Here is a 12,072-nt window from a genome sequence, read left to right on the forward strand (position 1 = left end):
GGTGGAGGTCAGTGTCCACCGCCCGGGTGAACTCACCGCGGCCGACCGGGCGGCGTGGTCGGCCATGCAGGCGCGGGCGGTGGAGGATGGTGCGCCGCAGCTCGGAAACCCTTTTCTGGCACCGGAGTTCGCGCTGGCGGTGGGCCGCTGCCGGCGCGGCGTCCGGATCGCCGTCGTCCGGGAGGAGGGTGCTCCGGCCGCCTTCTTCCCTTTTCAGCGTTCGGCGTTCGGGATCGGGCGGGCGATCGGGCTCGGCGTCTCGGACGCGCAGGGGCTGGTGCACCGGCCCGGGTTCCAGTGGGACGCCAAGGAGTTGCTGACGGCCTGCGGGCTGTCGCTGTGGGAGTTCGACCACCTGGTGGAGGGGCAGAAGCCCTTCGAGGAGGGGGCGGTCGGCGCCTTCCCCTCCCCCGTCATCGACGTCGAGCAGGGCTTCGACTCCTATCTGGCGGCGCTGCGCAAGCAGTCGCCCAAGTTCACCCGCACCACGCTGGCGAAGGAGCGCCGGCTCGGCCGGGACGCGGGCGGGGTGCGGTACGTGCACGACGAGCGGGACCCGGCCGTGCTGCGCACGCTGATCGGCTGGAAGTCGGCGCAGTACCGAAGAACGGGGCGCAGCGACCGCTTCGCGCGCCCGTGGATCTCCCGGCTGGTCGAGCAGCTCTTCCACACCCGCGCGGAGGCGTGCGGCGGCCTGCTGTCCGTGCTCTACGCGGGTGGCCGGCCGGTCGCGGCGCACTTCGGGCTGCGGTCGCGGACGGTGCTGGCGTGCTGGTTCCCGGCGTACGACCCGGTGTTCGCGAAGTACTCGCCCGGTCTGGTGCTGCATGTGCGGATGGCGGAGGGGGCCGCCGCCGCAGGGCTGGCCTATCTGGACCTCGGGCGGGGCGGCAAGGCGTACAAGGACTCCCTCAAGACACGCGAACTCGCCGTGACGGAAGGATGGGTGATGCGACGTCACCCCGTCGCGCTGGGGCACAAGGCCCGGCGTGCGCCGGTGCGCGCGCTGCGCAACACCGTCGTCGCACGCCCCCAACTCTTCGAACCCGCCGACCGGCTGCTCAAGCAGGTGGGACGGTTGCGGCGGAGCATCTGAGCCACGGCGGACGTCACGCGCCGGTGCGCTCCGGGTGTGCGTTCGCACAGCGGACGGCGCGTCAGGAACAAAGGACACCAAAGGAGGAGGCTCCGACTCACCTCTTGCCATACAGTCTCAAGCTTCAATACCGTCGTACATCTACCCGCATCGGTCCATCAGTTCATGCGGCTCCGGGGAGGGGCTCCAGTCGCCGCGATGGATCCGGGGCGGGGCGCGGCAGGGGGTGCCGCGCTCGGCCGGGGAGATCCGTGTCGAGTCGCGTGCCGCGCGGCCTGTGCTATTCGCCAACTCACCCTGTGCGCGCGGTGGTTGCCCGCCGCACCGGACAGGGCGAGACCCCCTTTTCGAACCGGACACACCATGGGACCGCTCGGGGGCGGGCGGTCCACCGGACGAGAGGGAAACCGAGACTCATGAGTTCGTTCCTGCGCCCGGCGGCCGGTCAGGACCACGACCGGGACCCCGGGACCGACGCCGGCGGCGAGACCGCCCGGCCCCTCGAACCACCCGCCCAGTACCGCCCGGTGTCACCGCAGTTCGCGATAGCACCGCCGGTCAGCGTGGTGATCCCCGCGATGAACGAGGCGGAGAACCTGCCGTACGTCTTCAAGACCCTGCCGTCCTGGATCCACGAGGTGGTCCTCGTCGACGGCAACTCCACCGACGACACCGTCAAGGTGGCCCGGGAGCTCTGGCCCGGCGTCAAGGTCGTCGAGCAGCAGGGCAAGGGCAAGGGCGACGCCCTGATCACCGGGTTCGCCGCCTGCTCGGGCGAGATCATCGTGATGGTGGACGCCGACGGCTCGGCCGACGGCAACGAGATCGTCAGCTACGTCTCGGCCCTGGTGGGCGGCGCGGACTTCGCCAAGGGGTCCCGGTTCGCCAACGGGGGCGGCACGGACGACATGACGCCCATCCGCAAGCTGGGCAACCGCGTCCTGTGCTCGATCGTCAACCACAAGTTCGGCGCCCGCTACACGGACCTGTGCTACGGCTACAACGCCTTCTGGAAGCGCGTCCTGGACGACATCAACCTGGACTGCGCCGGCTTCGAGGTGGAGACCCTGATGAACATCAGAGTCGTCAAGGCCGGCCTGCGGGTCCAGGAGATCCCCAGCCACGAGTTCGTCCGCATCCACGGCGCCAGCAACCTGCGGGCCGTGCGCGACGGGCTGCGGGTCCTCAAGGTCATCCTGCACGAGCGCGGCTCCCGGCGGCGCAAGCGCCCGGCCCGCCGGCCGCTGGCCATCGCGCCGGCCGCGAGCCGCGGGGAGGTGTCTTGAGCACAGCGCCGGCGGAGCGGACCGCGGCGCCGGACGTCTCGGTGGTCGTCTGCGTGTACACCGAGGACCGCTGGGACGACATCCTCGCCGCGGTGGCCTCGGTGGCCGCGCAGTCCTACCCGGCGCGCGAGACCCTGCTCGTCGTGGACCACAACCCGGCGCTGCTGCGCCGGCTGGCCAAGGTGTACGGCGACGACGGGCTCGGCGCGCCGGGCCGCGTCCGGGTGCTGGCCAACGCCGGCCCGCGCGGCCTGTCCGCCGGCCGCAACACCGGCGTCGCGGCCTCGTCCGGGGAGGTGGTCGCCTTCCTGGACGACGACGCGGTGGCCGAGCGCGACTGGCTGCTGCACTTCGCCCGGGCGTACGCCGATCCGCGCGTGATGGCGGTCGGCGGGCGAACCCAGCCGGTGTGGGCCTCGCGGGCCCGGCCCGCGTGGTTCCCCGAGGAGATGGACTGGGCGGTCGGCTGCACCTACCGCGGCCTGCCGCCCGGCCGGGTGCGGGTGCGGAACGTCCTCGGCGGCAACGCCTCGTTCCGCAGATCGGCGCTGGCGGCCGTCGGCGGGTTCGCCTCCGGCATCGGCCGGGACGGCCACCGGCTGCCGCTGGGCTGCGAGGAGACGGAGCTGTGCATCCGGCTGGCCCGGGCGGTGCCCGGGGCGGTGCTGCTGATCGACGACCGGGCGGTGATCCACCACCGGGTCCCGGCCGAGCGGGAACGGTTCGGCTATCTGCGGACCCGGGCGTACGCCGAGGGCCTGTCGAAGGCGCTGGTGGCGCACAGCGTCGGCGCGCGCGACGGGCTCGCCTCCGAGCGCCGCTACACCACCCGGGTGCTCCCGGCGGGCGTGGCGCGCGGTCTGCGCGACGCCCTGCTGGGCCGGCCCGGCGGTGCCGGGCGGGCCGCGGCGATCCTCACCGGGGTGGCCGCCGCGGCGGCAGGCTACGCGCTCGGCAGCGTCCGGGCGCGCCGGGGCGGCGGGCGGTTCACGGTGGCGGCGACCCCGGTGGACGGGCCGTCCGACGCCGGGGAGGGGGGCGTATGACGACGCCACCCGCCGAGGTGCCGGTCCTCATGTACCACTCGGTGGCGTACTCCCCCTCCCGGGCGGCGCACGCCTTGTCCGTCGCGCCGGAGGCGTTCGCCGAGCAGATGCGGCTGCTGGACACGGCCGGGTTCGTCCCGCTGACGGCCCGGGAACTGGCCGGGGCCTGGCGGGACGGCCGTCCGCTGCCGCCGAGACCGGTGCTCATCACGTTCGACGACGGCTACGAGGGCGTGCACCGGCACGCCCTCCCCGTCCTCGCCGAACACGGTTTCGCGTCCACGGTGTTCGTCTCCACGGGCTGGCTGCGCGGGCCGTACGACACCGGGGGCGCGCTCGACCTCATGCTCACCTGGGAGCAGGTGCGCGAGCTGGCCGAGGCCGGCGCCGAGATCGGCGGGCACAGCCACACCCACCCGCAGCTCGATCAACTGCCCGACGCGGGGCTGGCGTTCGAGCTCGGCCAGTGCCGGGAGATCCTCACCGGCGAACTGGGCCGGCCGCCGGTTTCGTTCGCCTACCCCTACGGGTACTCCACCCGCCGGGTGCGCCAGGCGGTGCGCTCGGCCGGCTTCGGGATCTCCCTGGCGGTGGGCAACGGCCTGGCCGCCCGCCGGCAGGGGCCGTACGCGGTGCGCCGGGTGACCGTGCGCCGGACGACGGGGATCACCGACTTCGAGCGCATGGTCCACGGCCGGGCGCTCGGCCGGCTGTTCGCCGCCGACCGGGCCCTGACCAAGGGGTACGCCGTCGTCCGCAGGGGCCGGCAGGCGATGAGAAAGGCAAGAGGGGCGCGTGGCTGACACGTCCACCCAGGACCCGTCCGCCCGGGACGTGTCCGCACGGACCGAGGAGCGGGCGGTGGCACCGGCGGGCCGCGGATTCCGGCTGCCGGGACGGGGCGGGGGCGGCGGGCGCAGCGGGCCCGGCGGGCACGACGGAGGGGGCCGCGGCGGCGGTGGCCGGGGCGGGCGCGGCGGGAGCCCGCTGTTCCGCAACGCGTTCGCCCTGATGCTCAACACCGGCATCAGCGCCGTGCTCGGCGTCGGCTTCTGGCTGGTCGCCGCCCGCTACTACAGCGAGGACGCGGTCGGCCGCGGCTCGGCCGCCATCGCCGCCATGAAGCTGCTCGCCGGCCTCACCGCGGTCACCCTGACCGGCGCGCTGGCCCGCTTCATACCGCTCGCGGGCCGGACGACGGGCCGGCTGGTGGTCCGTACGTACACGGCGAGTTCCCTGGTCGTCGCCGTCGCCGCGGGCGTCTTCCTGCTCACCCTCGACCTCTGGGGCCCGTCCTACGAGGCGCTGCGCGGGCCGACGCACGGCCTGGTGTTCGTCGCCGCCGTCGTCGCCTGGTCGCTGCTCACCCTCCAGGACGGCGTGCTGACCGGGCTGCGCCAGGCGGTGTGGGTGCCGGTGGGGAACACCGCGTTCTCCGCCGCCAAGCTCGCCCTGCTGATCGCCCTGGCGGCGGCACTGCCGGGGACCGGGGTGTTCGCCTCCTGGGTGGTGTCGATCGCCGTCTCGGTGCTGCCGCTGGGCTGGCTGGTGTTCCGCCGGCTGGTCCCCGAGCACGTCCGGGCGACCGAGGCGTCCGCGCGGCCGGCGTCCGCCCGCGAGATCGGCCGGTTCCTGGCCGGGGACTACACCGGGTCGCTGTTCTCGCTGGCCGTCGTCTACCTGGTGCCGGTGCTCGTCGCCTCGCAGATCAGCTCCGCCCAGAACGCGTACTTCTACATCGCGTCCACCATAGGAGGGACGGTCAACCTGCTCGCCATCAACATGGGCGCCTCGCTGACCGTCGAGGGCTCGCACGACCCGGAGCGGCTGGCGGAGAACTGCCGGGCCGCGCTGCGCCGGATGGCCAAGATCATGCTGCCGGTGTGCGGGCTGCTGTTCGTCCTGGCGCCCTGGATCCTGGGCGTCTTCGGCCCCGCCTACACGGAGGCGACGCCGCTGCTGCGCTGGTTCGCGGTGGGCGCGGTGCTGCGGGTGGTCATGGAGACGTACTTCGCCGTGCTCCGGGCTCAGAGCCGGACGGCGGGACTGGCGTGGCTCCAGGGGCTGTTGTGTGTGCTGGTACTGGGATTGACGCTTCTGCTCCTCCCCCGCATGGGGCTGACGGGGGCCGGGGTGGCGGAGATCTCCAGCCTCACGGTGATCGCCTCGGTGGCGGCGGCGAAGCTGTGGGGCGTGCTCCGGGCTCCCTCCCGGCGGCGCGCGGTACCGGCGGAACGCGCCGCCGAGGCCGCCCCCGACGGCGACCTGGCCGACCTCGCGTCCCGCCGCCACCGCGCCCGGACCGCGGAGCCCGGCTACGGCACCCGCTGGGCCCTGCGCGCCGCCCTGGACGCGGACACCCTCCCCTTGGGCGTCCGCCTGGACTTCGACCACCTGGAACGCCGCCCGGACGTCCGCCTCTCCCCGGAGCCGCTCGCCTTACGTACGGAGGGGGCGGGCCGGGGGGCGGCGGCGGGCCGGGGGGCAGCTCCGGCGCGGGGGGTTTCTGCGGCCGGGGGGACGTCTCCGGCCCAAGGCGCGTCCACAGTCGGCGAGACGGCTCCGCCCCAGGGCACCTTCGCGGCCCGAGGGGACGGTACGCCCCCCGCGACACCGGGCGCCGCGCCTCGGGCCGGTGGCGGACACCCGGCGGAGACGCATGACCGGACGGCGGCAGACGGGCACGGGGGCCAGGAAGGCATGGACACACCGAACGACACCGACGACCACCGGCCCGCACCCGCACCCGCGCGCGGGGGCGTACGCCTCCGCAAGGAGCGGACGAGCGCGGCGGAGAGCGGGGACCAGACCGTCAGAGCGCGCGGACGCGTCCGGGCGGACGGGGACGCGGGTACGGGCCCCGGCGGCCGCCCCGCGGCACCCGCCGCCCCGCCGGGCCCGGCCGGAGACGCCGCGGGGGACGCGGCGGCGGAGGCGGAGGCGGAGGCGGAGGCCCGTCCCGCCGAAGCCGCCGGCCAGGCCGCCGCGCCCGCGCCGCGCGGCCCGTCCGGGCCGGACGCGCCGGAGGCCACCGTGACGCTCTCGGGCACGCCGTGGCGCGCCGCGCGGACGGTGGACGCCCAGCCGGCCGAATCGGTGGCGGAGGAGGCGCCCACCGGCCGGGCTACGCGGTGGGCCGACCGGTGGGCAGGTCGGCGGTGGCCCGAAGTCTGGATCCGGCTCCTGCCGGCCGCCGCGCTCGCCCTCTACTGGCTCCCCCTGCGCGCCCTCGGCGAGGTGAACCTCGAAGGGATGGGCGGCCTCGGCCTGGTCTCGGTGCTGCCGGTGACGACGCTGGTGGGGGCGGCACTGCTGGTCGTCTCCTTCGCCGCCGCGCTGGTCCCGGCCCGGCCGCGCACCTGGTTGCTCACGGCCGTCCTGCTGGCGACGGTCGTGTCCCTGCACGCCGTACCGGCGGTCCTCGAGGACCGCCCCCGCTTCGCGACGGCCTGGCAGCACCTCGGCTTCCTCGACTACATCGACAGAACGGGCACCGCCGCGCCCGACCTGGACGCGCGCTGGAGCTGGCCGGGCTTCTTCGCGCTCGCCGCGTTCGCCGCGCGGGCGTGCGGCGTGGACGACCTCACCGAGGTACTGCGCTGGTGGCCGCTCGCCGTCCAGTTGCTCACCCTCGCCCCGCTGGCGCTGCTCCTGCGGGCCGTGCGGGCGCACTGGCGGGCCAAGTGGACGGCGCTGTGGCTGTTCGCGCTCTGCGGCTGGGTCGGGCAGGACTACTTCTCCCCGCAGTCCCTCAACTACGTCTTCTACCTCCTCTTCGTGGCCGTGCTGCTCGTCTGGTTCCGCTGGCCGGGCGAGCTCCCGGGCAGGCGGCTGCCCGGCGAGCGCCGGGTGGAGGAGACGGACCGCCGGACCCGGACCCTCCTGCTGGGCGTACTGATCGCCCTGTTCGCGGCGTCGGTCGCCAGTCACCAGCTCACGCCGTTCGTCATGCTGGGCGTGCTGACGGCTCTGGTCCTGGTGCGCCGCTGCACCCTGCGCGGCCTGCCGCTCCTCTGCGGGGTGATGCTGGCGGTGTGGGTGGGCTTCCTCGCGGAGCCGTACTGGTCGGGGCACTTCGACGAACTGTTCGGCGGGCTGGGCTCGTTGGGCGGCAACGTCTCGTCGTCCGTCTCCGGCCGCATCGAGGGCGGCAACCCGGTGCACAAGCTGGTGCTGTACACCCGGGTGGCGCTCGCCGGAGGGGTCTTCGCGCTCGCCGCCCTCGGCTGGTGGCGCCGCCGCCGCGCCGGGGTGGGCGACACGGCCCTGCTGGTCCTGACGTGCGTACCGTTCCTGGCGTTCGGCATGCAGTCGTACGGCGGCGAAGTGGCCCTGCGGGTCTTCCTGTTCGCGGTGCCGGGCGCCTGCGTCCTGGGCGCCCTGGCCCTCTTCCCGGCGGCGGGCCGCACACCCCGCCCCCTCGCCGCGCCCTTGTGCGCGCTGACGGCCGGCCTGGTCCTGCTGTTCGGCTTCCTGGTGGCCCGCTGGGGCAACGAGGACTTCGAGCGCGTCCGGCCGGGCGAGGTCGCGGCCATGGACTACGTCTACGCGCACGACCGCCCGACGGTCCGGCTGCTGTGGATGAGCAGCGACACGGTCAACAACGTGACCCCTGCCATGCCCTGGGGCACCCGTGACATGGAACGCGTCCTGTACGAGCCGACGCTCGCGCCCCGCGACCCGTCCGGCGGCGCGCCGGACCTGGTCACGGCCCTCCGGGCGGCGGGCCCGAACGCGTACCTGGTCCTCGACCACGGCCAGTCCACCTACCTGGAGCTGAGCGCCGGCTACACCGCGGACTGGGACCACCGCATGCGCCGGGCCCTGGACGGCCGCCCGGAACTCCGCCGCGTCCTGACCAACACCGACGCGGCCCTCTACGAACTCCGCGACAAGCCCCCCGGCACCCCGGACCCCCCTCGCCCCGGCCCCACCGGTCCCCACATCACCTGGACCCCCGTCTCCCTCATCGGCGGCTTCATGGCCCTCGCCCTGCTGCTCCTGCTGACGGCCCGGGAACTCACCCGGGTGGGGATGCGGCCGGGAGTCCGGCAGGTGCGCTGGATGCAGGGGTCCTTCTGGTTCGCGATGCCACTGCTGGCGGTACTGGTGGCGGTCCTGGTACAGCGACTGGCGACGATGTCGTGAGCACGCCCGGGTCCCGGCCTCAGCCCTCCGCCAGCAGGCGGGGAATCTCGCCCCGCGCCCACCGGGAGACGCCACCGAGGTGACCGACGGCCGCTTCGGGTGGAACAGGTTGCCCAGTGGGATCGAGTAGACCTGACACGGGGCAGTACCTCCTGCTCCGCGAGCGGATGACCCGGCGCCTCGGTCATCTGCCGGGGCCCGCCGTCTGATCGGGCGACGTCCTGGGAGCGCGGGGGCCGGGGGCGCAGCCCCCGCGGAAACGGAGAAAGGGCGGGCCGGTGGCGACGTCCCTCACCCCAGCCACCGCACCTCGTACCCCTTCAGCTCCACCGCCCGCCCGTCCACCCGCACCTGGACGTCCGTGTCCCGCGTGTTGACGACCACCGTCGCGTCCCGCGACGCGAGCGCCTGGGCGCCGTCGCCCTTCACGTCCGGCCGACGGACCTCCTTCCCCGGGGGGAACTCCCGGGCGAAGCGGGAGAGGAGGTCCATCATGGGCAGGCGGGTGCCGCCGCCGGGGACGGCGGTGCTGCTCCAGAGGCAGCCGGGGCAGGTGCCGTTCTCGGTCTCGGGGTTCCAGTAGAAGGCGGCGGAGACGCCGGATTCGGCCATGTTCATCATGGCGGCGGCCTGGACGGCGACGCGGTGTTCCTCGGTCCACCCGGCCCGGTTGTCCTGGGCGTCGGGGGGTTCGACGTACCACTCGGCCCACCAGACGGGCAGGCCGGTGGTCTTCCGCAGCCAGGCGGTGACGTCGGCGAACTTGCGGGTGGCGCGGAACTCGTCGGGCAGCAGCCGGTTGCCGTCCCGGGTGTAGCTGGAGCCGTCGACGACGACGAAGTCGGCGCCCGCCTTGTGGCGGTTCCAGTACTCCAGGGCGTCGACGGCGCGCTGGTCGACGATGCCCCACGGCCCTTGCAGGGACGAGATGTTGGAGGCCGTGTCGGGCGGGTTGCTGTCCATGACGACGTACGGGCCGCCGATGAGGACGTCGTCCCGCTGTTTTCTGATCTCCTCGTAGACGAGGTTGTAGAGCTCGGTGTACCCCTCGTAGTCCCAGCGCTTACGGGATTCGTCGTAGAAGCCCTTGAGTTCGTTCCAGACGATGAAGTGGTGGACGTCCGGGTAGCGCTTGGCGACGACTCCGGCCAGCCGGGCGAAGTCCCGGTAGTGGCCGCGGTCCGGGGCCTTCTCCAGGGACTTCTGGGACCAGTCGGTCCGCGCCCCGCCGCCCTTCATCCAGTCGGGGGCGCAGCAGAGGGTGAGCACGGGCGACCCGCCCGAGCGGCGCATCAGCGCGACACGGCGGTCGAGGTCGGCGAAGTTGTAACTCCCGGGCCGCGGCTCGGGGTTGTCCGCGCCCCAGCCCATGATGTGCTGGTTCTGCGGCAGCGACTCGGCCGTGAGCAGCCTGGCGGCGGTACGGCGGGCGGTGTCCTCGCCGCGGTCGGCGCTGTACTGGGTGTGGGTGAAGCCCCACCCGACCTCGGCCCGCTCGTCGTGCGGCGTGCCGTCGCGGGAGTGCCAGTCGGCGAGGATCGCGGCGAGCAGCAGGGCCAGGGCGCAGGCCACGACCGCGAGCAGGGCGGCCGGCCGCCACCGCCCCCGTTTCGGCAACGCCGGTCCCCCGGAAGCCGGTCCCCCGGCATGACGTCCCATCACCGGCAAGGGTATCGGCCGGAGGGCCCGGTCCGGGGGCTTCCGCCGGAACGGTGACGGTGAGCGGGCGGAGGACGGCGGCCCACCCGTGGCCTGGGTACCCGTACTCAGTCCCGGTTGAGTAACCCACCTCTGCCGGCGGGTGGGGCAGGTGGCGTGGAATCATCGCGTGGAGAAACACCCGCCCCAAGAGTCGAACAGCGCCTCAATGGACGCATCGGCCAAAGAACCGATCACAGAACCGCCCACGGACGGCCCGGCCGCGTTCGACCAGACCGCGGAGCCCCCGGCCGCGGAGACCCCGGCCGGCAAGGCCGACCGCCTCGCGGCGACGTGGCGGTGGCTCGCCGCCCTGGCCGCGGTCGCCCTGATCTGCTGGGGGTTCACCGCGGTGATCGGCTTCTTCGAGGGCCTCGGAGGCGGCCCCGTGCGCCCCGCCGCGGACTACCGCACACAGGACATCAGGACCCGGGCGGCCGGGAAGGCGGTCATCGGCCGGCTCCGCCCGGGTGCCGGCGGCCCCGACCGGATGCACGCGGAGGGCAGCACCTCGTGCGTCGACGACCTGGGGTTCGACGGCGACGGAGTGACCCGGGACCAGCCCCACTACATCTGGAACCTGGAGTACGCCCGCGAGGCCGACTACCTGGCCGACCTGGACAAGGTCCGCGCGGCGTGGCGGGAGCACGGCTGGAAGGTCCGGGACACGCCGGAGGAGTCCGCGTCCCCGGACGCCGGCCGGCGGAAGCCCGCGCGCCGGCCCGGCATCACCACCGTCGCCGACCACGGCATCACCCTCTTCATGGGCCCCGACTGGTTCACGGGCAAGCCCATCCTGTCCGCCGACGGCGGCTGCGTCCGCTACCGGGCCGACCAGGGAGTCGCCGCCCGCGAGAGTTCGGGCGCGGCCCGCGACGGGTCCCCCGCCCGGGAGGGCGTGATCACCTACGACGACGGGGTCCGCGTCTCCATCGGCCCCGTCCGCCCCACCACCCTCTCCCCGAACGAGCGGGGCCCCGACGCACCGTCCGCCCACGCCTACCGCGTGACCGTCACCGTGACGAACGACAGCGGCGCTCCGGTGGAGCTGAGCAGTTCGGACATCGGGAGCTACGCGAACGCGAACCCCGGCGTCAAGTTGCTCGGCTACGAGCCGCCGCAGGTGGTGTCGGAGGGCCGGTCGACGCGTCTGGAGCTGGTGTACGCGGCGGCGGAGCGGCCGTCACACCTGGACATCGTCTACGGCCCGGGCAAGTTCCACAGGCACTACTCCTGGAACCTGTCCGTCCCCTAGCCGGGCGCTCTTCCCGCCCGGAACCCCTCCCGGGCGGGAAGCCCCCCGGCCCCGCGCCCCCGCCCGTCAGTCCCCGTACACCGCCCGCAGCGCCTCCTCCGCCGCCGCCAGCGCCGCCTCCCGGCCCAGGCCGAGCCGGTGGGCCCGTTCGGCGTAGGCGCGGGCGGCGGTCGCGGCCTCGCGGTCGGCGGTGTCGCCGGGGGCGGCGACGAAGGTGCCGTTGCGGCCGTGGGTCTCGATCACGCCGTCCGCCTCCAGGGCCCGGTAGGCCTTGGCGACGGTGTTGGCGGCGAGGCCCAGTTCCTCGGCGAGGCCGCGGACCGTGGGCAGCCGGTGGCCGACGGGCAGCGCGCCGGAGCGGGCCCGGTCGGCGATGTGGGCGCGGATCTGCTCGTAGGGCGGTTGGGGCGCTTCCGGATCGACGGTCAGGTGCAAGGCCACGTGGGTCTCCTGGCTGGCTGGGCGGTGTGCGTCACCCATTGTGCGCCGTCCGCCGTCGGCGTCCGGCGTCCGTCGCCCGCGTCCGGCGTCCGAACCCCCGCC

General features: G+C 74.4%; 8 protein-coding genes. 6 read left to right on the top strand and 2 right to left on the bottom strand.

Going from position 1 to position 12,072, the window contains the following annotated elements; all coding sequences use genetic code 11:
- The first annotated feature begins 1 nt into the window (after nucleotide 1).
- The 5 genes from J7W19_RS06410 to J7W19_RS06430 all read left to right on the top strand — a co-directional run bounded on the left by J7W19_RS06410 (nucleotide 2) and on the right by J7W19_RS06430 (nucleotide 8,576).
- Nucleotides 2–1,096, top strand: coding sequence for a GNAT family N-acetyltransferase (locus J7W19_RS06410; protein ID WP_004945970.1), 1,095 nt, complete (start codon nucleotides 2–4; stop codon nucleotides 1,094–1,096).
- Between the two features lie 416 nt (nucleotides 1,097–1,512).
- Entirely contained in the window at nucleotides 1,513–2,382 is an 870-nt protein-coding gene (locus J7W19_RS06415; protein ID WP_004945965.1) for a glycosyltransferase family 2 protein, read from the top strand.
- Nucleotides 2,379–3,428, top strand: coding sequence for a glycosyltransferase family 2 protein (locus J7W19_RS06420; RefSeq protein WP_004945962.1), 1,050 nt, complete (start codon nucleotides 2,379–2,381; stop codon nucleotides 3,426–3,428). The genes J7W19_RS06415 and J7W19_RS06420 overlap by 4 nt, the downstream gene beginning before the upstream one ends.
- Nucleotides 3,425–4,231 carry a polysaccharide deacetylase family protein gene (locus tag J7W19_RS06425; protein ID WP_004945959.1) on the top strand — a complete coding sequence of 269 codons (807 nt, stop codon included), beginning with the start codon at nucleotides 3,425–3,427 and terminating at the stop codon, nucleotides 4,229–4,231. Before J7W19_RS06420 ends, J7W19_RS06425 begins: the two co-directional genes overlap by 4 nt.
- Nucleotides 4,232–4,439: 208 nt before the next feature.
- A complete protein-coding gene (locus J7W19_RS06430) occupies nucleotides 4,440–8,576 on the top strand; it encodes a lipopolysaccharide biosynthesis protein (RefSeq protein WP_233478234.1) in 4,137 nt (1,378 codons plus the stop codon).
- A 291-nt stretch (nucleotides 8,577–8,867) separates the two neighbouring features.
- Here the strand turns inward: J7W19_RS06430 and J7W19_RS06435 are convergent, their stop codons facing one another.
- Nucleotides 8,868–10,235 (bottom strand): glycoside hydrolase family protein, encoded by a 1,368-nt coding sequence (locus tag J7W19_RS06435; RefSeq protein WP_040891471.1) that lies wholly within the window; start codon nucleotides 10,233–10,235, stop codon nucleotides 8,868–8,870.
- Between the two features lie 208 nt (nucleotides 10,236–10,443).
- On the opposite strand from J7W19_RS06435, the gene J7W19_RS06440 reads away from it, so the two are divergent.
- Nucleotides 10,444–11,529 (top strand): hypothetical protein, encoded by a 1,086-nt coding sequence (locus J7W19_RS06440; protein WP_004950318.1) that lies wholly within the window; start codon nucleotides 10,444–10,446, stop codon nucleotides 11,527–11,529.
- Between the two features lie 66 nt (nucleotides 11,530–11,595).
- Here the strand turns inward: J7W19_RS06440 and J7W19_RS06445 are convergent, their stop codons facing one another.
- On the bottom strand, nucleotides 11,596–11,970 hold the full coding sequence (locus tag J7W19_RS06445; RefSeq protein WP_004950321.1) for a GntR family transcriptional regulator: 375 nt from the start codon (nucleotides 11,968–11,970) through the stop codon (nucleotides 11,596–11,598).
- Between the last annotated feature and the right edge of the window lie 102 nt (nucleotides 11,971–12,072).

Source organism: Streptomyces mobaraensis NBRC 13819 = DSM 40847, from assembly GCF_017916255.1.
Taxonomy (GTDB): Bacteria; Actinomycetota; Actinomycetes; order Streptomycetales; family Streptomycetaceae; genus Streptomyces; species Streptomyces mobaraensis.

What these genes read in the sequence shown, in the direction of transcription:
- J7W19_RS06435 (WP_040891471.1), bottom strand. Translation starts at nt 10,235, where the DNA reads ATGGGACGTCATGCCGGGGGACCGGCTTCCGGGGGACCGGCGTTGCCG.
- J7W19_RS06415 (WP_004945965.1), top strand. Translation starts at nt 1,513, where the DNA reads ATGAGTTCGTTCCTGCGCCCGGCGGCCGGTCAGGACCACGACCGGGAC.
- J7W19_RS06430 (WP_233478234.1), top strand. Translation starts at nt 4,440, where the DNA reads ATGCTCAACACCGGCATCAGCGCCGTGCTCGGCGTCGGCTTCTGGCTG.
- J7W19_RS06425 (WP_004945959.1), top strand. Translation starts at nt 3,425, where the DNA reads ATGACGACGCCACCCGCCGAGGTGCCGGTCCTCATGTACCACTCGGTG.
- J7W19_RS06440 (WP_004950318.1), top strand. Translation starts at nt 10,444, where the DNA reads ATGGACGCATCGGCCAAAGAACCGATCACAGAACCGCCCACGGACGGC.